Consider the following 20,590-nt stretch of genomic DNA (forward strand, 5'->3'; position numbering starts at 1 on the left):
CTTTTTTCAATATGATAATATCCTACTATGCAGGGGGTATTTTGTCAAGAGGAAATGTAATCTTTTTTCGAACAGTAAAAAAGGACTGCCCCAGAGGGACAGTCCTTTTGAAATACCAGCAGAAATTATTTCAGTTCTACGGTAGCGCCAGCTTCTTCCAGTTTGGCTTTCATGGCTTCAGCGTCAGCTTTGGCAACATGTTCTTTGATGGCGTTGGGAGCAGCATCAACGGCAGCTTTGGCTTCTTTCAGGCCCAGGCCGGTCAGTTCCCGAACAACTTTGATTACGTTGATCTTGCTGGCACCAGCATCTTTCAGAACAACGTCGAATTCGGTCTTTTCAGCAGCGGCAGCGCCGGCAGCAGGAGCAGCAGCTACGGCAACAGGAGCAGCAGCGCTAACACCGAACTTGTCTTCCATGGCTTTAACCAGGTCGGCCAGTTCCAGAACAGTCATATTTTCAATGGCTTCCATGATTTGATCTTTATCCATTTTTCATACCTCCAAAATTTTTAATGAAATGGGTAATGGTTTTCATCAGGCTGCAGAATCAGCCTGTTTTCCGATTAAGCAGATTCCTGCTCTTTCTTTTGCCGTACGGCTTCCAGGGTATACACAAAGTTGCGAATGGTCCCCTGCAGTACGTTGACCAGCCCGGAAATGGGGGCCTGCATGCTGCCAACCAGTTTGGCCAGCAGTTCGTCTCTGGAAGGCAGTTCTGCCAGAGCCTTGACTTCGTCCAGGGCGATTACTTTACCGTCCAGGATACCGGCTTTGATTTCCAGAGCTTTGTGGTCCTTGCTGAAATCGTTCAGGATCTTGGCAGGAGCCACAGGGTCTTCAGCGGAGAAGGCCACGGCGGTATTGTGTTCCAGATAGGAATCCAGTCCTTCAACACCAGCTTCTTTGGCGGCAATGCGGATAAAGGTGTTCTTGGCAACCATGTACTTCACACCGGCTTCACGCATTTTGCTTCTCAGTTCGGTATCTTCAGCCACGGTGAGACCGCAGTAGTCAACCAGAACAGCACCTTTGGAACTGGACAGCAGATCTTTCAGTTCTGCCACTTTACCAGCTTTTTCAGGTCTAATGTCATGCATCAGTAGTACACCTCCTTGCGTCAGTTTTTTATTAATCAATGAAAAGACCTCTCGGCGGGTCAGCCGGAGGTCATGTTTATCAACACTCCGACCTAGGCAGGTGGAAATCCGTTAGGCTTGCGCGCCTGCTGTCTTGGGTCCGATGGTCATTTTCTATTTGATTATTTGTTGCTGTCAGCTTTCAGTACGTCAACAGGAACGCCAGGGCCCATGGTGGTGCTCAGGGTTACGCTCTTGATGTACTGGCCTTTTGCGCCGGAGGGTTTTACTTTGATCAGGGTGGTGATCAGAGTCAGATAGTTTTCCAGCAGCTTGTCAGCGTCAAAGGAAACCTTGCCGATGGCAGTCTGTACGTTACCGGCTTTGTCGGTACGGTACTCGATTTTACCAGCTTTGATTTCGTTGACGGCACGGGTGACATCCATGGTCACAGTACCCACTTTGGGGTTAGGCATCAAGCCTTTGGGGCCCAGGATTTTACCCAGACGGCCTACAGTACCCATCATGTCAGGAGTGGCTACGCAGACGTCGAAGTCGGTCCAGCCGCCTTTGATCTTTTCCACGTATTCATCAGTGCCAACAAAGTCTGCGCCGGCAGCTTCGGCTTCTTTGGCCTTAGCGCCTCTGGCGAATACCAGCACAGTCTTGGATTTGCCGGTGCCGTTGGGGAGAACCAGAGCGCCGCGGACCTGCTGGTCAGCGTACTTGGGATCAACGCCCAGGCGGACGGAAACTTCCACCGTGCTGTCGAATTTGGTCACAGAAGTCTTTTTAACCAGATCAACTGCTTCCTTGGGGGAATATGCCTTGCCAGCTTCGATGAGCTTTGCGGCGTCGGTATATTTCTTACCAGCTTTACTCATTGTTTGTTCCTCCTTGTGGTCAAGCGGCTTTTGCCTCCCACAGTTTTTCAGACATTAGTCTTCTACAGTAATACCCATGCTCCGGGCAGTACCTTCGACCATGCGCATGGCAGCTTCAACAGAGCCAGCGTTTAGGTCTTTCATTTTGCTTTCAGCGATTTCCCGAACTTTGTCACGTTTAATGGTGGCAACTTTGTTCTTGTTGGGTTCACCAGAAGCCTTTTCGATGCCGCAGGCTTTCTTCAGCAGTACAGCTGCCGGAGGAGTCTTGGTAACGAAAGTAAAAGAACGATCTTCGAAAACGGTGATTTCAACAGGAATGATCAGGCCAACCTGTTTGGCAGTCCGTTCGTTGAAGTCTTTTACGAAGGCCATGATGTTGATACCAGCCTGGCCCAGTGCCGGACCTACGGGAGGTGCCGGAGTTGCCTTACCAGCAGGGACCTGCAGTTTGACCATCTTAACGACTTTCTTAGGCATAATTTACACCTCCTTACTTATTCAATAGCTTCCACTTGGGTGAATTTAACCTCAATGGGAGTCTCACGTCCGAACATTTCGACCATCACTTTGATCTTCTGCTGTTCGTCGTTGATCTCCGCTACCGTCCCTACCATATCGGTAAAGCCAGGGGCTTTGATGCGGACGGTATCATTCAAACCTACAGGGCATTCCATCCGGATTACAGGTTCTTCCACAGTCTTGCCGACTGCAGCAGTCTGTTCTCCTTCTTTGGGCATGGCCCCCAGGATGCGTTCTACTTCACGGTCAGATAAAGGAATGGGTTTTGTGCCGGTACCAACGAAGCCAGTTACACCAGGGGTGTTCCGCACAGCATACCAAGTCCGGTCGTCCACGATCATTTCGATCAGTACATAGCCTGGAAACACTTTCCGCGCCACGACCTTCTGCTTGTCATCCTTTGCGTCTACTTCATTCTGCATGGGAACCAGCACCTGGAAGATCTGCTCTTCCATACCCAGGGAATGGATTTTGCTTTCCAGATTCATCTTTACCTTATTCTCGTAACCAGAATAAGTATGAATGACATACCAGTGCTTTTGATTTTCCATGCTTACTGCACTCCCATCACTAAGCGAAACAGTACGGACAAGACAGCATCAATAGCCCAGATCAGGAAAGCTGCAAAGAGAGAGGAGAGGATCACCGTAATGGTGTACCCGATCAGTTCCCTCTTGGTGGGCCATGTTACCTTTTTCATTTCGGTTTTCACTTCTCGGAGAAAACCACCCACACCAGAGGTGCTCTTTACTTCCGGGGTGAATTGAGTTCCTGCCATAGTATCGCTCCACCTTATTTCGTTTCTTTATGCAACGTATGCTTTTTGCAGAACTTGCAATACTTTTTGATTTCGATACGTTCGGTATCGTTCTTTTTATTCTTCGTAGTCTGGTAGTTACGCTGTTTGCATTCGGTGCAAGCCAGGGTAATACCCACACGGTTTCCAGCTGCCATTCCTTAACACCTCACTTACATTCAAAACTCTTGATTCCCAAAAGCCGCCTATAAAGGTTATCATAGAACCGCCAGGATGTCAACAAAAAAGTGAGGCCGATGGATAGGTCGGCCTCAGTTTTACATCCGGTGATTCGATTAGCCTTCGATTTCAGTAACCACACCGGCACCAACGGTATGGCCGCCTTCGCGGATAGCGAAACGCAGACCTTGTTCGATGGCGATCGGGGTGATCAGTTCAACATCCATCACCACGTTGTCCCCAGGCATAACCATTTCGGTGCCTTCAGGCAGGTGAGCAACACCGGTAACGTCGGTGGTACGGAAGTAGAACTGCGGACGGTAGCCGTTGAAGAACGGAGTATGACGGCCGCCTTCTTCTTTGGTCAGTACGTAAACCTGGCCTTTGAATTTGGTATGAGGATGGATGGTGCCCGGTTTGGCCAGTACCTGACCTCTTTCGATTTCGGTACGGTCGATACCACGCAGCAGGCAGCCGATGTTGTCGCCGGCTTCAGCCTGATCCAGGGTCTTCCGGAACATTTCCAGACCGGTGGCTACGGACTGTTTCTTTTCGTCGGACAGACCAACGATTTCAACAGTGTCCCCAACTTTGATCACGCCACGTTCCACACGGCCGGTAGCTACGGTACCACGGCCAGTGATGGTGAACACGTCTTCGATAGGCATCAGGAACGGTTTGGCCAGGTCATGGACAGGAGTAGGAATGTATTCGTCAACAGCCTTCATCAGTTTCCGGATGTTGTCTTCCTGTTCTTTGTCCCCTTCCAGGGCTTTCAGAGCGGAACCCACAACGATGGGCACTTCGTCTCCAGGATAGCCGTACTGGCTCAGCAGGTCACGGACTTCCATTTCAACCAGTTCGATCAGTTCAGGATCGTCAACTTGGTCGGATTTGTTCAGGAACACTACGATGGCAGGTACGCCAACCTGGCGGGCCAGCAGGATGTGTTCACGGGTCTGAGGCATGGGGCCGTCAGCAGCGGAAACAACCAGGATGGCGCCGTCCATCTGAGCAGCACCGGTGATCATGTTCTTTACATAGTCAGCGTGCCCCGGGCAGTCAACGTGTGCATAGTGTCTGGTTTCGGTTTCATATTCAACGTGGGCGGTATTAATGGTAATACCACGTTCTCTTTCTTCCGGAGCCTTATCGATATCAGCATAGGCTTCGAAAGTGGCCTTGCAGCCCGGAGTTTCGGACAGCACCTTGGTGATGGCCGCAGTCAGGGTCGTCTTGCCGTGGTCAACGTGACCGATGGTCCCAATGTTCACATGGGGTTTGGTTCTTTCAAATTTCTCTTTAGCCATTAGAATACCTCCCAACGCTTTCTGAATATTTTTTTGGATTTTAAAATAGCCCCTTTACGGGGCTGTGTTGGTAATGGTAGCGGCGCACGGATTTGAACCGCGGACAGGCCGGGTATGAACCGACTGCTCTAGCCAACTGAGCTACGCCGCCATAATTGGAGCTGATGACCAGAATCGAACTGGTGACCTTATCCTTACCAAGGATACGCTCTACCATCTGAGCTACATCAGCATGTGGTTGCGGGGGCTGGACTTGAACCAACGACCTTCGGGTTATGAGCCCGACGAGCTACCAACTGCTCCACCCCGCGATGTTTGGTGGAGAGAGAAGGATTCGAACCTTCGAAGCCAGAGGCGGCAGATTTACAGTCTGCTCCCTTTAACCACTCGGGAATCTCTCCACATTTGTCTGTCACGAATATTTGGAGCTGGCAAAAGGAATTGAACCCTCAACCTACTGATTACAAGTCAGTTGCTCTACCTATTGAGCTATGCCAGCGCTTTTCGTTCGTAACAAGGATAAGTATAAAGGAACATGGGGTTTTTGTCAACAGGTTTTTCAAAAAAAGTGTAAGGAATTTTATAAACCGAAAAAAAGGGGGCTGCTGCACCGGCAGCCGCCCCTTTTCTCACAGATAAAAATACCAGACCGTCACCAGGGCCAGAAGGATCCGGTAGATCCCGAAGGCGGTAAGGGTGGACCGCTGGAGGAATTTCATGAACCAGACAATGGACAGGTACCCTACCACGAAGGCAGTGACGAACCCAATGGCCAGCACCGTCAGGTCTCCGGCGCTGAGACCGGCCAGATTCTTCAGCAGTTCAAACAGGCAGGCCGCCACCATAATGGGCAGGGCCATGATGAAGGTAAAGTCCGCCCCGGCCTTCCGGTTCACCCCCACCAGCAGGGCTCCTCCCATGGTGGAGCCGCTCCGGGAGAACCCGGGCCACAGGGACAGGAACTGGAAGAAGCCGATGTACAGGGCCTGCCGGATGCTGATGTGATCCACATCCTGGACCAGTTCCTTTTCATGGCCCTTGATCCGATGTTCCGCATAGATCATCAGCAAAGCCCCCAGCACCAGGCCGATGGCCACCGTAGCCGGAGAGAACAGGTATTTCTTGATGAAGGAGTGGACCAGGAAGGCGAAAGCCATGGTGGGCACGCAGCCGGCGGCAATATGCCAGCCGGTGAGCCCGTTTCCCAGCTGCCAGCCCTCTTTGGTCAGGAACTGGGCGAACCGTTCCTTGTAGAGCACCAGCACCGCCAGGATGGCCCCCAGCTGGATCACTACATCAAAGATCTTGGCCAGGTTCCCTTCGAAGCCGATCATATGGCCCACAATGATCATATGGCCGGTGGAAGATACGGGGATGAATTCCGTCAGGCCTTCCACAATGCCCAACAGCACCGCAATCAGATTTTCACTCACAATGCACACTCCTTCTTCTCTTCTTCGTCTGAGATTCCATTTCGTTTTAAGAACTTGTTCATTATATGGCATCCGGAGCAAAAAAAAAAGAGAAGACACGGATTTTTCCCCTGAGTTTAAGAAAAATTGTGCTTCTCTTTTTTGGTTGTTCAGAAAGTCATTCTTCCGGCTTTTCGTCCCCGAAAGAAATCCCCACTTCCCGGCCGGTCCGGACAATGTCCGAATCCACCGGCACCTGATGCGGTTTGGAGGCCGCCTGGGCAATGGGTACCCGGACGATCTGATTGGCCTGGAGGGAAACCATCACATTGTATTCCTCATCCAGACAGGCTTCCACAGCCGCTGCCCCGTACCGGGTGGAAAGCACCCGGTCGTAGGCGGTGGGAGAGCCTCCCCGCTGGAGGTAGCCCAGAACCGTGCACCGGGATTCGATGCCGGTTTTCTCTTCGATTTCCCGGGCCAGTTTTTCCCCGATGCCACCCAGCCGGATAGGTTCGAAACTTTCCTTCACCATCCGGGCAATGGTCAGCTGGCCCCCGATGGGTTTGGCCCCTTCCGCCACAGTGATGATGCTGAATTTCTTCCCATTCTGCTGGCGCCGGCGGATTTTCCGGATCACCGCATCCAGGTCATAGGGGATTTCCGGGATCAGGATCACATCCGCTCCCCCGGCTATCCCGGAATGGAGGGCGATCCAGCCTGCATACCGGCCCATGACTTCCAGCACCATCACCCGGTGATGGGATTCCGCCGTGGTATGGAGACGGTCCAGGGCTTCCGTGGCCATGGCCATGGCCGTATCGAAGCCGAAGGTCCGTTCCGTGCAGGGCAGATCGTTGTCGATGGTCTTGGGGACCCCCACTACGTTTACCCCGCAGAACCGGTGGAGATCATAGGCGATCTTCAGGCTGCCGTCCCCGCCGATGACGATGAGACAGCCGATGCCGTGGTCCTTCAGGTTCCGGACCACATCTTCCCGCCGGTCTTCATAGATCACATTGCCTTTTTCATCTTCTCCGGCGGCATAATGGAAGGGATTGTCCCGGTTGGTGGTTCCCAGGATGGTCCCGCCCCGGGGCAGGATCCCGGAAACATCCTCCAGGCCCATCAGCTTCATGTCGTTGCAGATCAGCCCGTGGAAGCCATTGGAAATGCCGTAGATCTCAAATCCATGATGGATGGCCGTCTTTACCACGGCCCGGATCACGGCGTTCAGGCCCGGGCAGTCACCTCCGCCGGTAAGGACCGCCAGGGTTCCCCTTTTCTTTTCCTGCATTGGACTTCACCCTTTCCTGGCTGTTATTCCACTTCCCACACCGTATAGTCCGCGGCGGAGATCCGGATGGATTCCGTGCCGTCGAACTTGTCATAGCACAGCAGCCCGTCGTTTACATAACCGGGCCAGGCCAGCACTACCGTATAGGCTTTCCCCAGGGCATCGATGACGCTCTTGGGATCAATGTGGAACACGGGAACGAACAGCGTCTGCACCCGGTCCAGCAGGATCACATCTCCCCGGTGGCCGGACAGTTCTTCCGTCAGCATTTCCGGAGCTTTTTCCTTCCGTTCACTGGGCAGCAGCTTCAGGAACTCTTCGGTGATCAAAAGCCGGGTATCCACATAATCCCAGCCTTTGGCTTCCGCCGCTTCCCGGAGCAGTTTGCTTTTGCCGCTGCCGGGTTTCCCGGTAACGACCAGGACCTTTTCATCCTTTGCCTGTACGGCTTCCACCTGTTTCAGAAATTCTTCCATTTGACTCATGTGTATCGCCCTCCCTTAGATGCATGGATTTTCCGCTGTTTATACCATGTTATTCGCCGTGAGAAAAGAGAATTCCTGCAAAAGAGTTTTTTTCTTCTTTTCACCGGCCAGCGAATTGTCAGATTGTTTCAATTCTATCAGTCTTGTTATGGCTGGTCCGGAGATGTTCCTTGGCTGCCATAATCAAAAGTCCCTTGTTCAGTGTCATCAGGTCCAGTTCATGGTTCCGGCTGGCCAGATATTTTTCCAGTTTCCGTTTTACCCGCTGAAGAGCGTTGTCAATGGATTTGGTGCTCCGCTGGAGTTCCCGGGCAATCTCCTGGTAGCTTTTGCTTTCCAGGTATTTGCATAGGGCCTGCCATTCCAGACTGCTGAGCATGGCACTGACGTTCCGCTCAATGTCATTGAAGGCTTCCTGGTCCACCAGCAGATTTTCCGGATCCACCCCGTGGCTTCCCCCCAGCATGTCCAACAGGGTCCGTTCCTTGCCTTCCTCAAACACCGGCTTGTCCAGGGACACATAACAGTTGAGAGGCCGGTGTTTCTGCCGGGTGGCGCTTTTGATGGCAGAAATGATCTGCCGGTTCACGCAGACTTCCGCAAAGACCTTGAAGGAAGCCTGCTTTCCCGGCCGGTAATCCCGTATGGCCTTGAAAAGGCCGATCATCCCTTCCTGGATGATGTCCTCCTTTTCCGCCCCCACCAGAAAATACCGGCTGGCCCGGATCCGGATGAATTCCTTGTACTTGTCCAGCAGATACTCCTGAGCCTGCCGGTCATCCCGGTCCTGGATCAGCTGGATCAGCTCTTCGTCGGACAGGGTGTCATAGACTTTCCGCAGTTCTTCCTGCAACAGTTCCCGCCCCCTCTGGTGTGTTTTGTGCTCCTTCCGAGGTTGAGACCGAGGGGCTGCATGCCGCCTGCCTCAGCCTCTGTGCTCTTTACTCTGCACCCTTCACGGCTTCTTCCGCCCTTCCAGGATCCGCTGCCGGACAATGTCATAGAGCAGGATCCCGCCTGCCACAGAGGCATTCAGGCTGGACACCTGCCCCAGCATGGGGATGCGGACGATGAAGTCACAGTTTTCTTTCACCAGACGGCCCAGGCCCTTGCCTTCCGCCCCCACCACCAGCACCATGGGGCCAGTAAGGTTGGCGTCGAAATACTGGGATTCCCCGTCCATATCCGCCCCGGCGATCCAGAAGCCCCGCTTTTTCAGCTGCTTCATGGTCTGGGCAATATTGCCGATCTGGATCACCGGCACATATTCAATGGCACCGGCAGAAATCTTGGCCACCACTCCGTTGAGAGGGCAGCTCCGGCGCTGGGGCAGCAGCACCCCGTGGACCCCGGCCGCATTGGCGGTCCGGATCAGGGCTCCCACATTCTGGGGATCCTGGAGTTCATCCAGGAGCAGCAGCAGGGGCACTTCTCCCCGGCTTTCCACCCGGGCCAGCACCGTATCCAGATCCTGGAAGGCCACCGGCGCCCCCTGGGCCGCCACCCCCTGGTGACGGACCCCGTCAGAAATCCGGTCCAGGGCTTCCCGGGTCACCTTTTCCACCGGGATTTTCCGTTCCTGAGCCAGTTCCAGGATCTCGCTGAGACTGCCCCCGTGGCTGCCTTCCTGGATCAGCACTTTGTTGAAGGGCCGGCCGCTGCGCAGGGCTTCCCGCACCGCATTCCGTCCCACAATGAAATCTTCCATGGTTCCTCCTGATACAAGGGAAGGGCTGCCGCAGCTGCGACAACCCCTTTCCCGTTGTCCCGGTCAGCGCCTTCCGCCTTTTGGCATCCGGTCCGCTGGTTCCGGCAGATTTTATTCTCCCTTGCTGACTTTTTCCGCAAAGTCGTAGCCGTACTGTTCTGCCGCTTCCAGTTCAGCAGGCAGCGGACGCCATTTCACATTGTACCCGGGCAGCAGTTCCATGCCGGACTCCTTGATCATGGCTTCCATATCCTTTTCCGCACCGCCGGCCCAGCCGTAGGTCCCGAAGGCAGCGGCCTTCTTGCCAGTGGGTTTCAGGCCCTTCAGGTAAGTAAGGAATCCGCCGATGGTGGGCATCATGCCGGAATTCTGGGTGGGAGAACCGATCAGGATCCCTTTGGCGGTGAGCAGGTCGCTGACGATATCCGCCTTCAGGCTGCTTTCATACCGGTACAGCTTCACCCGCATTCCCTGCTTTTCGATACCTTTGATCATGGCCCGGGCCATGGCGGCAGTGCCGCCCCACATGGTGTCGAATACCACCAGTACCCGGTCCACGGTTTCACCCTTGCCCCAGGATTCGTACCGGCTCAGAATGTCGTCGATGTGGGAACGCCAGATGCAGCCGTGGCAGCTGCAGATCATCTTGAGAGGCAGGCTCCGGACCAGTTTCACCGTATTGGGTACCAGTTTCCGGTAGGGCATCAGGATGTTGGCGAAGTATTTCTGGGCTTCGAAGAACATGTTTTCCACTTCGGTTTCGTCATCGAACAGCTTGCTGCAGCAGTAGTGCTGCCCGAAGGCATCGCTGGAGAACAGGATCTGTTCTTCCGGGCAGTAGGTGACCATGGAATCCGGCCAGTGGAGCATGGGAATGGGCTGGAAGGCCAGGGTCCGTTTGCCCAGGCTTACGGTATCCCCTTTTTTCACGATCTGGGTCTTGAAGATATCCCCGTAATGTTCCTTCAGTTCATTGGCCCCCTGGACCGTGATCAGGAAGGTGGCATTGGGGCAGGCCTGGGCCAGAGCCGGCAGGCTTCCGGAATGGTCCGGTTCCACATGGTTCACTACAATGTAGTCGATTTTTTCCGGATCCACAATGGTCCGGATGTTGCTCAGCTGTTCCCCGGCGAAGGGAGCCTTCACCCCGTCGATCAGGCAGATTTTTTCATCCATGATCAGGAAGGAGTTGTAGGTGACCCCCCGTGGAGTGGCAAAGCCGTGGAAATCATGGAGGGTCCAGTCCCGGATCCCCACTTCGTATATATCATTGACAATAGTACGAGCTTTCATGTTGAATCTCCTTTCAAAAATAACAGTTCCTTTTTCGCCCTATCATTATACTATTTTCTTCTTTCCATGACAATTTGAAAAGCGGAAGTCCCAGAGAGACTTCCGTTTTGTCAATGGTCAATGGTTCTGCTGCTCAGGCAGCAGAACCATTCTTCTTTTCCTCTTTCACATGCTCCATATACTTCCGGGTCTCGGACACCACCACACCGGACAGGCCCAGAAGGGCGATCAGGTTGGGGATGGCCATAAGGCCGTTTACGATATCTGCCAGGATCCAGATGGATTCCAGTTTCAGGAAGGCCCCGCAGCCCACCAGCAGGATGAAGCCCACCCGGTAGGGCATGATCCCTTTGACCCCCACCAGGTATTCCATGCACCGTTCTCCGTAGTAGTTCCAGCCCAGGATGGTGGTGAAGGCAAAGAGCACCAGCCCCACCATGAGCATGTAGCCCCCGAAGTGGGGATAAGCCTGGAGGAAGGCCGCATTGGTCAGTGCGGCTCCGTTCAGATCCGTTTTCCATAGACCGCTGATCACCACTACCAGACCGGTCATGGTGCAGATGATGATGGTGTCGATAAAGGTACCGGTCATGGAAACCATTCCCTGTTCCGCCGGCCATTTGGTCTTGGCAGCAGCGGCCACAATGGGAGCGCTCCCCAGGCCGGATTCGTTGGAGAATACCCCACGGGCCACCCCGTTCCGCATGGCGAACAGCACGCTGGCTCCCAGGAAGCCCCCTACTGCCGCCGTGGGATGGAAGGCATCATAGAACACTTCCGCAATGGCCCCCGGCACTTTGTCCGCAAAGATCACCAGGAAGCCCAGGGTAGAAGCCATGTAGATTACAGCCATGGCCGGCACCACCTTGGATGCGGTCTTGGCAATGCTCTGAAGGCCTCCCAGAGTAATGGCCGCCACCAGGATGGTGAGCACCACGGCGGTGTATTCCACCGGGATCCCGGCATTCAGCTGGGTGATCTGGACAATGGAGTTCACCTGGGCAAAGGTCCCGATGCCGAAATAGGCCACCAGTACCCCGAAGAAGGCGAAAGCAATGGCCAGAGGCCGGTAGGCCCGGCCCAGCCCGTTTTCAATGTAGTACATGGGGCCCCCGGAAATCTGTCCCTTGTCATCCACGGTCCGGTATTTCACTGCCAGGCAGCCTTCCGCATATTTGGTGGCCATGCCGAAGAAGGCGGCGATCCACATCCACAGGATGGCCCCCGGCCCCCCGGCTTTGATGGCCGTAGCCACCCCTACAATGTTCCCGGTGCCCACAGTGGCAGCCAGGGCGGTGCACAGGGCCTTGAAGGAATCGATGTCCCCTTCTCCCTGGTTTTCCGCGGAAAAGATCAGCTTCAGGGAACGGGGCAGACGGAAAATCTGCAGGAAACCCAGCCGGAAGCTGAGGAAAATCCCGGTCCCCACCAACAGGACCAGCAAGGGCGGTCCCCAGACAAAGCTGTCGATCTGATTCAGCAACGCAATACTCATAAACAAACTTCCCCCTTTTTCATTGAGCCCGCAGGCGCTCTTCCCACTTCTCCGCACTTTCCAGAGAAGCTGTATGTGTTTCTTTATCCAAAGCCAGCACCCGCTGGTGATAGCGGAGCAGCGTGCTTCTGTGTCCAACGCTGACCAGGGTGGTCCCAGGCAGCTTTTCTCCCAGGGTCCGGTACAGGGCCCCTTCCGTTTCCTCATCCAGGGCGGAAGTGGATTCATCCAGGAACAGCCACCGGGGCTGATAAAGCAGGGCCCGGGCAAAGGCCAGCCGCTGCTGTTCCCCGATGGAGAACACATGGGACCAGTCCCCTTCTTCCTGAAGATGGACTGCCAGATACCCGATCCGGCACTGTTCCAGGGCCTCCTTCAGGGTTTCGTCGGAAAATTCCCGGGTGCCGGGATACAGCACCGCATCCCGGAGAGTCCCCAAGGGCAGATAGGGCCGCTGGGGAATGAACATCAGCTGATCCTGGGGCGGCAGGGCTACCTTTCCCCGGGCAAAGGGCCAGATCCCCGCCAGGGCCCGGAGCAGAGTGCTTTTCCCGCTGCCGCTGATGCCCTTGATCAGCACATTGGTGCCCGGCTCCAGGGTCAGGTCCAGAGGTTTCAGGATGGGCTGTCCGTTGGGCAGGTCCACTTCCAGAGGCTCCAGACGGACAGCGCCGCCGGTGCTTTCCACCCGTTCCACATGGCTCTGGCTGCCGGCTTCCTGGACCCGGACCATGTCTTCCTCAAACCCCGTGAGCCGGTCCACCACCGCCTGCCATTCCGCCAGGGAAGCGTACATGTCCACAAAGTAGGACAGGGAATCCTGGACCCGGCCAAAGGCCGTGGCCACCTGCATCAGGCCCCCCAGGGTCAGTTCCCGGCGCAGGAACCGGGGAATGGCCACTACAAAAGGAAAGATGATGGCAATCTGGGAATAGCCGGAATTCAGCCACACCAGCTGTTTCTGCTTCAGGACGATTTTCCAGAAGTTGTCCAGCAGCAGGGCGAAGCGTTTCTTGAACACTTTCCCTTCCAGCTGTTCTCCCTGATAGAATGCCACGCTTTCCGCATTTTCCCGCATACGCATCATGCTGAACCGGAAATCCGCCTCCCGGCGTTGCTGGAAGAAGTTCAGGGCCACCAGCTTGTGGCCCACCCGGTGGGTGAGCCAGGTTCCTACAGAGGCGTAAGCCACCGCCACCCAGACCATATACCCGGCAATGTGCCAGGTACGGCCCAAAAAGGCGAAGGAAAAGGGACCGGACAGCTGCCACAGGATCACCACAAAGGAAACCAGAGTGCACAGGGCCTTCACGATCCCCACAAAGAACCCAAGGGTCTTGGTAACGAACAGATTCACGTCCTCACTGATCCGCTGGTCCGGGTTGTCCATTTCCTTCCCGAACATTTCCAACCGGTAATAGGTCCGGTGCTGGAGCCACCGGTCGATGTACCGGTTGGTGAGCCAGCGCCGCCAGTTCAGCACCAGCACCTGCTGGAGGTAGTAGGCGTAAACGGCCAGGATGATATAGATAAAAGCCAGCACAGTGAACCGCTTCAGCTGATGGAAGATTTCATCTGTCTGGTAGTTCTGGAGCGCTGTATAGAAGGCATTGTTCCACTGGTTCAGCAGCACCAGCATGGCCACCACCGCCAGGGTCAGCACCAGTATGGCCAGCAGTAAGGCGTAGGCTTTTTTCTTTTCTTCACTTTTCCAATAGCTGCGGGTCAGGTGCCAGACCTGACTGAGCAGTTTTTTCGTACCATTTGTTTGTTTCACGTGTCCTTCACCTTACACAATCAAGAATAAAAACTATTATATCCGTTCCAATGAAAAAAAGCAAAGATTTTTGGAGAAAAAAGGGGCTGCTGCATACGCAACAGCCCCTTTTCAATTGTCGATTGACTATTGACAGTAAAGGACTGCTGCAATGCAGCAGTCCTTTACCACGTTATTTCTTTTCTTCCGGAATCGGATCATCCACGGAACCTACAGGCACCTTGGGATGGAAGACCTTTTCGATGGTGAGGAACAGGACCGGCACCAGGAACAGGCTCAGGAAGGTGGAAGCCATCATGCCGCCGATGATGGCGGTACCGATGGAGGTACGGCTGCCGGCACCGGCGCCGCTGGCCCAGGCCAGAGGCACAGCCCCGATGACCGTGGAGAAGGCGGTCATCAGGATAGGACGGAGACGGACCGTAACCGTATCCACCAGAGCGGGCATGACAGCCCAGCCGTCGTCCACTCTCATCTTGGCGTATTCCACGATCAGGATGGCGTTCTTGGCGGACAGCCCGATCAGCACGATCAGCCCGATCTGCATGTAGATATCACTGGTGAGCCCCCGGAGGAACTGGAAGCCTACAGCGCCCATAACGGCGGAAGGCACCGCGAAGATGATGCCCAGAGGCAGGGTCCAGCTTTCATACAGGGCGGACAGACACAGGTACACGAACACCAGGGAGATCCCGAACATCATAAAGGAAGAGTTCCCGGCGGCTTTTTCGTCCCGGCTCTGGTCCGTCCACTGGTAGGTATACCCACTGGGCAGTTCGCTGTTCAGCACGCTTTCGATGGCGGCAATGGCCTGACCGGTGGACACGTTGGTGGCGGGAGACCCGGCGATCTTGGCCCCACGGGCCCCGTTGAACCGGGTGATAACTGGGGCAGCCGGAATTTCCTTGCTGGTTACCAAAGCGCTCAGAGGCACCAGGGACCCGGTGGTGCTGGCCACATACAGGTTGGAGAAGCTCTTTACATCCCCTCTGTATTTGGGATCAGCCTGGATGACCACTTTCCAGGTCTTGCCCAGCAGGTTGAAGTCGTTGACTTCGCTGCCGCCCAGGTTGGCCTGGAGGGCGGTGAATACGCTGGATACCGGCACGTTCAGGCTTTCCGCCTTGGCCCGGTCCACATCGAACTGGAGGGCCGGAGTATTATCGGTAAAGGTGGTGTAGATGGTGGCCAGTTCCGGACGCTGCCGAAGCTTGCCCAGGATGGTCTGCACATCTTTGGCCATGGTGTTGGTGTCATGGCCGGTGGTATCCATGATGTACAGGCTCAGGCTCCCGGTGTTGGACAGACCGGGGAGTACGGCCTGGTTGAAGGCCATGGAAGTGGCCGCCGGGTTCTGGGCCCCCATCATGTTCAGCTTTTTCAGGACGCTGAATACACTCGTATCCTCCGTGGTCCGGTTCTGGATATCATCCAGTTTTACCGGTATGATGGCCGCATTGGGCTTTCTGCCCATGGACAGTACATCGATGCCCACGATTTGCAGTACATGTTTCACCCCGGGGATCTTCCGGATCTCTTCCACCATTTCATTGGTGACTTTGGTGGTCCGGTTGGTGGAAGCCGCTTCCGGCAAAGAAGCCGTCATCATGGCAAAGCTCTGGTCTTCATCAGGCAGGTAGGAGGAAGGGATCAGCTTGAAGAACATGCCGATCAGCACAAAGACGATGGCCAGTCCCACCAGCCCCAGTTTGAAATGCCGGAGCAGCCGTTTCACGTTCTTTACGTATTTGCCGGTGGTCCGTTCCAACCACCGGTTGAAATAGCCGAACATTTTGCCCAGGAATCCTTTGCTGCCGTTGGGATCCTTGGGTTTGATCACCATGGCGCACACGGCAGGGCTCAAAGACATGGCCACTACCGCGGAGATACTCAGAGCCACCACGATACTCAGGGCGAACTGTTTGTACAGTACCCCGGTGATCCCGCTCAGGAAGGCTACGGGCAGGAACACGGCCAGCAGTACGAAGGCAGTGGCCACAATGGCTCCGGATACTTCCCGCATGGCGTTGTAGGTGGCTTCCTTGGGATCCATCCCCAGGGCATCCACATTGTGTTCCACGGCTTCCACCACTACGATGGCGTCGTCCACCACGATCCCGATGGCCAGCACCAGAGCGAACAGTGTCAGTGTATTGATGGTAAAGTCAAAAATAATGAAGGATCCGAAAGTCCCCAACAGAGAAACCGGGATGGCCAGGGTAGGAACCAGGGTGGCCCGCCAGCTTTGCAGGAACACCCAGGTGATCAGCACCACCAGTACCAGGGTTTCCACCAGGGTGACCACCACTTCCTTCAGGGATTCCCGTACATATTCGGTGTTGTCCTGTACGATGGTCAGTTTCAGATCCGGCGGGAAATTCTTTTCCGCCTCCGCCAGCACCTTCTTCACTTCCGCCACGGATTCCAGGGCGTTAGCGTCGGTGTTCAGGCTGATGGCGTAGTTCATGGCGTTCTTTCCGTCCAGTTTGGAGGTAACGCTGTCGTCACGGGGACCGAATTCCACCCGGGCCACATCTTTTACCCGGAGCAGATTCCCGCTGCTGTTCTTGATGATGATGTTGCCGAATTCATCCGCAGTGGAGAGACGGCCTTTCACACGGGCGGAATACTGGAATTCCTGATCTGCCTCATTGGGCCGGGCCCCGATGCTCCCAGCAGGTGCCTGGACGTTCTGGCTGGCAATGGCATTCTTTACATCTGCCGCCGTCACGCCCAGCTGGGCCATTTTCATGGGATCCAGCCATACCCGCATGGACAGTTCCGGTCCATATTCGCTGACTTCAGATACCCCTTTCACACGCTTCAGGGCATCCACGAACTGGGTGGCCCCATAGGTTTTCATGAACAGGGTGTCATAGGTGCCGTTGGGGGAAGTCAGGGCGAAATACATGATGGTTTCCGCCGATTCCTTCTTGGTGGTGACCCCGTAGGTGCTTACTTCACTGGGCAGAGAAGCAGAAGCCTGGGCTACCCGGTTCTGCACCTTGACGGAGTCCATATCCGGATCCGTCCCCAGTTCGAACTTTACGTCCAGGGTGTAGTTGCCCTGGTTGTCACTGGTGGAGTTCATATCCACCATGCTGTCCACCCCGTTGACCTGCTTTTCAATGGCCTGGGCCACAGACTGTTCCACAACCTCCGCACTGGCCCCCACATAGTTGGTCTGCACACTGATCCGGGGATTGGAGATCTGGGGATACTGGGCAATAGGCAGGTTGTAGGCGGAAATGATTCCCACCAGGGTGATGATGATGGCTATGACGCAGGCAAATACAGGGTGATCAATGAAATACTTTGCCACTCTACTTTACCTCCTTACTTCCCGCTGGTCTGGGTCGTGTCGGTGGTATCCAGATCCGCTTCCGTCATGGGGGAAGCGTTGACTTTGGCGCCTTCCTTCAGCTTCTGGACCCCTTCCACCACAACGGTTTCCGTACCGTCCAGACCGCTCTTCACCAGCCACAGTTTCCCGATCCGGGCACCCAGCTGTACTTCCTTCATGCTGACGGTGTTGTCACTATTGATCACATAGACGAAATGTTTGTACATTACGTCGGTGACAGCCCGCTGAGGAACCAGGATGGCATTGGGCACCAGGGACCCCACTACGGAAATGTTGGCGAACATACCGGGCAGCAACACCCCGTTGGGGTTCTGGAATTCTGCCTTCAGAGTCAGGGTACCGGTGGTATCGCTGACACCCCGGTCCACCTGGGTCACGGATCCTTTTTCCGGATAGGTGGTGCCGTCACTGAGCTTCATGGTCACGTTCTGGAGCTTGGTGCCGTTGTTGGTGTTCCCTTTCATGATATCCAGGTAATCCGCCTGGGATACAGAGAACCGCACCCGCATGGGATCACTGCCGGAAATGGTGGTGAGCACCGTGGAGTTGGCCGTTACGAAAGACCCTTCCGCCAGAGGATTGGTATCGATCTTCCCGGAGAAGGGAGCCACGATCTGGGTATCGCTTACATCCACCTGGGAAGAAGCCAGGATGGCAGACTGGGCATCCACGGCAGCCTGGGCCTGAGCCAGCTGAGTGTTGTACTGGTCCGCGGTCTGTTTGCTTACAGCCCCCTGTTCATACAGAGTCTGGTACCGGGCGGCATCCCGCTGGGCATTGGCCAGAGTGGCCTGGGCATTGGCCAAATTGGCCTGGGCATTCAGCACGGAGTTCTGATAGTTCCGGGGGTCAATTACATAGAGCAGCTGACCGGCTTCCACATAATCCCCGCCGTTCACCAGTTTCTGGACAATGGTACCGGTGACCTTGCTCTTGATCTGCACGTCATTGGCCGCTTCCACGAAGCCGGTGTAATCATAGGTAATGGGGGTATCCCGCTTGATGACCTTCATGGACTTTACAGCCACGTCTCCCGCCGCCGGTGTGGTCTTGCTGCCGCAGCCGGCAACGCCTACCAGCAGAAGGAGAGCCATCCCGATGGATATCGCTTTTTTCTTTCCTAACATGGACAATCCTCCTAAAATCCTGCCCTTGCGGGCATGTACTGCAATCGTGAAACAGTTATAGAAAACCTTGTATATTATATCGTATGCAATTTCCAGATTCAAACCTGTTATTTAGAGGTTTTTTCTTTATTTTCTACGTTTTTTACTTCTTTTTTCACGTTTTCTTCATTTGACTGGCTAGTCAAAAATACTTCCCCGGGACGGTTTTTCGTCAGGAACGGCAGGACCTTTTCCGCCTCCAGATCGTATTCCTTCTGGTCCCCGTACAAAAGGCCCAGAGCCTCTCCATCGAAGTAATAGCCAGTCACGTCTTCCGGCTTCAGCAGCAGTCCGCCGGCGGCTGTTTCCTTTTCCACCATCCGCCAGAATTTTCCCCAGGGCCGGATCATGTCCTTCAGGGCCACTTCCTCTCCGGTATCCATATTGAAGTTCCAGCACCGGGTAATGGCCTGGCTCTTGTCCCGTTCCGTCAGGAGCCCCAGGACCATAATGCTGGCATAGTGCCGGCCGCTGTATTTCACATCATAATCCAGGTTCAGCCGGGTGCCGATGGACACGTTCTTCAGCTGATTCCGGACAAAGGATTCGATGCCATGGTTCAGTTTCCAGGCCAGTTTCCCATCCAGCTTCTGGAAGTGGGGATATTCCACCGCCCCGTTTTCCGCCGGCACCTTCAGGGAAACGATTTCGTAGCCGCTTTCCCCGGTGACCTTGTCTCCGCTGGTATAGGTGGGTTTGGTGTACAGCTCCGCCTGGAACCCCACGTTCCTGGGTTCCCAGCCTCCGGCCCGGTATTCCCACACAGTCCGTACATAGCCCAGGGGTTCCGCGTTCAGCACCCCCAGCACCTTCTGGATAGTGATCACTTCATCCACCCCGTCCCCGTTCACGTCCAGGGCACTGAGCTGACTCAGGTTCTGGATATAGGGCCGCAGGCCGGATTCTTTCAGGCTGCCGTCCTCATTGTACACGTTCAGGTTCCGGTAGGCGTCCTTCTCCCCGGAAAGATCCAGCACCATGTCCTGTTTCAGATCCGGGAAGGACAGGCTGGCCCGGTAATCCGGCAGATAAGTGCCCACCATGGACACCCCCCGGTTCTCTTCCTGGCCGAACACCTCCTGGAGCTTCCCGTCGATCACATCCAGGATCCGGTAGGAGACCATCCCGCCGGAGCCGCCGCTGGGCGCAGCAATGATCACGTCCGGATACCCGTCTCCAGTCACATCCGCAAGGGTCAGGTAGGCATTGTAGCCTCCCAGGTTCTGAGGCCGGTAGTAGTATTTCACCCGGTTGGCCCCGGCAGCGCCGGTTTCCCGGACGATCAGGTACATATCCCCCATGTAGCTGGATTTATCCACCAGGGGATTCCCCATAAGATCCACCACTTCCTCCACGCCATCTCCGTCAATATCCCCGATGGCTTCGCTGAGCAGCTGACCCCGCTGGAGGGAAAAGTCCACTTCCCGGGTCCGGCGCAGATCATCGGCTTTTTGGACCGGATTGACACTGTCCTTCCCGGCTGCTTCCATCCCCGGCTTTTGGGTTCCGGTCTTGGCCGGTCCCTTTTTGTCAGCCAGAGCCGTTTCTCCGGAGCCGGCAGCCGGTTCCGTTCCGTCTGTCTGAGCAAAAGTCCACAGGTCATGCACCGGTGCTGCTGCATCTGCCAGTACCGGCAGGCAGAGACTTCCTGCCAGGGCCAGGCTGAGTATGATTTTTTTCCCGATTGGTTGTTCCATGGTCCACCCACACTTACCCTTTCCATCATGTTTTATAGTTCATTATACTATAGGTTTCCCCTTTTCGTCTGCTTTCTCTGAAAAGATTCTGTATCCGGTGGATGGATAAGTTTTCACGAATTACCA

The 20,590-nt window shown here is 55.1% G+C and carries 19 protein-coding genes, 5 tRNA genes and 1 other annotated feature (1 of these 25 cut by a window edge); all 24 genes read right to left on the reverse strand.

Annotated elements, in window-relative coordinates:
* Window positions 1-7 (reverse strand) — a binding site (T-box leader); it reaches 211 nt to the left of the window's first position.
* A gap of 118 nt (window positions 8-125) precedes the next feature.
* Window positions 126-491, reverse strand: coding sequence for a 50S ribosomal protein L7/L12 (gene rplL / locus ACZOF8_RS02555; protein WP_012937659.1), 366 nt, complete (start codon window positions 489-491; stop codon window positions 126-128).
* 74 nt (window positions 492-565) lie between these two features.
* A complete protein-coding gene (gene rplJ, locus ACZOF8_RS02560) occupies window positions 566-1,099 on the reverse strand; it encodes a 50S ribosomal protein L10 (RefSeq protein WP_022487508.1) in 534 nt (177 codons plus the stop codon).
* A gap of 161 nt (window positions 1,100-1,260) precedes the next feature.
* Window positions 1,261-1,962: a 50S ribosomal protein L1 gene (gene rplA / locus ACZOF8_RS02565; protein WP_154487623.1), complete on the reverse strand. Its 702-nt coding sequence runs from the start codon at window positions 1,960-1,962 to the stop codon at window positions 1,261-1,263.
* Window positions 1,963-2,016: 54 nt separating this feature from the next.
* Window positions 2,017-2,442: a 50S ribosomal protein L11 gene (gene rplK, locus ACZOF8_RS02570; RefSeq protein ID WP_012937656.1), complete on the reverse strand. Its 426-nt coding sequence runs from the start codon at window positions 2,440-2,442 to the stop codon at window positions 2,017-2,019.
* A gap of 17 nt (window positions 2,443-2,459) precedes the next feature.
* Window positions 2,460-3,035, reverse strand: coding sequence for a transcription termination/antitermination protein NusG (gene nusG, locus ACZOF8_RS02575; protein ID WP_022487510.1), 576 nt, complete (start codon window positions 3,033-3,035; stop codon window positions 2,460-2,462).
* A 2-nt stretch (window positions 3,036-3,037) separates the two neighbouring features.
* The gene (gene secE, locus ACZOF8_RS02580; protein ID WP_419196782.1) at window positions 3,038-3,184 is read right to left on the reverse strand and encodes a preprotein translocase subunit SecE; all 147 of its coding nucleotides are present in this window, start codon (window positions 3,182-3,184) and stop codon (window positions 3,038-3,040) included.
* 92 nt (window positions 3,185-3,276) lie between these two features.
* Complete coding sequence (gene rpmG, locus ACZOF8_RS02585; RefSeq protein ID WP_022487512.1) at window positions 3,277-3,438, reverse strand: 50S ribosomal protein L33; 162 nt, start codon at window positions 3,436-3,438, stop codon at window positions 3,277-3,279.
* Window positions 3,439-3,576: 138 nt separating this feature from the next.
* A complete protein-coding gene (gene tuf, locus ACZOF8_RS02590) occupies window positions 3,577-4,770 on the reverse strand; it encodes an elongation factor Tu (RefSeq protein WP_154487621.1) in 1,194 nt (397 codons plus the stop codon).
* A 74-nt stretch (window positions 4,771-4,844) separates the two neighbouring features.
* Window positions 4,845-4,921 (reverse strand) — tRNA-Met (locus ACZOF8_RS02595).
* A gap of 5 nt (window positions 4,922-4,926) precedes the next feature.
* Window positions 4,927-5,002: transfer RNA gene (locus ACZOF8_RS02600), tRNA-Thr, on the reverse strand.
* 3 nt (window positions 5,003-5,005) lie between these two features.
* Window positions 5,006-5,081: transfer RNA gene (locus ACZOF8_RS02605), tRNA-Met, on the reverse strand.
* A gap of 5 nt (window positions 5,082-5,086) precedes the next feature.
* A tRNA-Tyr gene (locus ACZOF8_RS02610) sits at window positions 5,087-5,171 on the reverse strand.
* Window positions 5,172-5,193: 22 nt separating this feature from the next.
* Window positions 5,194-5,269 (reverse strand) — tRNA-Thr (locus ACZOF8_RS02615).
* 130 nt (window positions 5,270-5,399) lie between these two features.
* Window positions 5,400-6,203, reverse strand: a complete 804-nt coding sequence (locus tag ACZOF8_RS02620; protein ID WP_308664058.1) for an undecaprenyl-diphosphate phosphatase — start codon at window positions 6,201-6,203, stop codon at window positions 5,400-5,402.
* A gap of 157 nt (window positions 6,204-6,360) precedes the next feature.
* On the reverse strand, window positions 6,361-7,479 hold the full coding sequence (locus ACZOF8_RS02625; RefSeq protein ID WP_022486796.1) for a 6-phosphofructokinase: 1,119 nt from the start codon (window positions 7,477-7,479) through the stop codon (window positions 6,361-6,363).
* A gap of 23 nt (window positions 7,480-7,502) precedes the next feature.
* Window positions 7,503-7,964: a BREX-3 system P-loop-containing protein BrxF gene (gene brxF, locus ACZOF8_RS02630; RefSeq protein ID WP_022486795.1), complete on the reverse strand. Its 462-nt coding sequence runs from the start codon at window positions 7,962-7,964 to the stop codon at window positions 7,503-7,505.
* Window positions 7,965-8,082: 118 nt separating this feature from the next.
* Window positions 8,083-8,817 carry an RNA polymerase sporulation sigma factor SigH gene (gene sigH, locus ACZOF8_RS02635; protein WP_154487619.1) on the reverse strand — a complete coding sequence of 245 codons (735 nt, stop codon included), beginning with the start codon at window positions 8,815-8,817 and terminating at the stop codon, window positions 8,083-8,085.
* A 102-nt stretch (window positions 8,818-8,919) separates the two neighbouring features.
* Window positions 8,920-9,672: a 23S rRNA (guanosine(2251)-2'-O)-methyltransferase RlmB gene (gene rlmB / locus ACZOF8_RS02640; protein ID WP_022486793.1), complete on the reverse strand. Its 753-nt coding sequence runs from the start codon at window positions 9,670-9,672 to the stop codon at window positions 8,920-8,922.
* Between the two features lie 111 nt (window positions 9,673-9,783).
* A complete protein-coding gene (locus tag ACZOF8_RS02645) occupies window positions 9,784-10,965 on the reverse strand; it encodes an FprA family A-type flavoprotein (RefSeq protein WP_154487617.1) in 1,182 nt (393 codons plus the stop codon).
* 133 nt (window positions 10,966-11,098) lie between these two features.
* Complete coding sequence (locus tag ACZOF8_RS02650; RefSeq protein ID WP_022486791.1) at window positions 11,099-12,460, reverse strand: alanine/glycine:cation symporter family protein; 1,362 nt, start codon at window positions 12,458-12,460, stop codon at window positions 11,099-11,101.
* A 19-nt stretch (window positions 12,461-12,479) separates the two neighbouring features.
* Window positions 12,480-14,237 (reverse strand): ABC transporter ATP-binding protein/permease, encoded by a 1,758-nt coding sequence (locus tag ACZOF8_RS02655; protein WP_288310788.1) that lies wholly within the window; start codon window positions 14,235-14,237, stop codon window positions 12,480-12,482.
* Window positions 14,238-14,409: 172 nt separating this feature from the next.
* Window positions 14,410-17,559, reverse strand: a complete 3,150-nt coding sequence (locus ACZOF8_RS02660; RefSeq protein WP_487426526.1) for an efflux RND transporter permease subunit — start codon at window positions 17,557-17,559, stop codon at window positions 14,410-14,412.
* Between the two features lie 14 nt (window positions 17,560-17,573).
* A complete protein-coding gene (locus tag ACZOF8_RS02665; RefSeq protein WP_308664055.1) occupies window positions 17,574-18,728 on the reverse strand; it encodes an efflux RND transporter periplasmic adaptor subunit in 1,155 nt (384 codons plus the stop codon).
* A gap of 107 nt (window positions 18,729-18,835) precedes the next feature.
* Window positions 18,836-20,464: an FG-GAP repeat protein gene (locus ACZOF8_RS02670; RefSeq protein ID WP_288310785.1), complete on the reverse strand. Its 1,629-nt coding sequence runs from the start codon at window positions 20,462-20,464 to the stop codon at window positions 18,836-18,838.
* Window positions 20,465-20,590: the final 126 nt, after the last annotated feature.

It is taken from the genome of Acidaminococcus sp. (assembly GCF_057597765.1).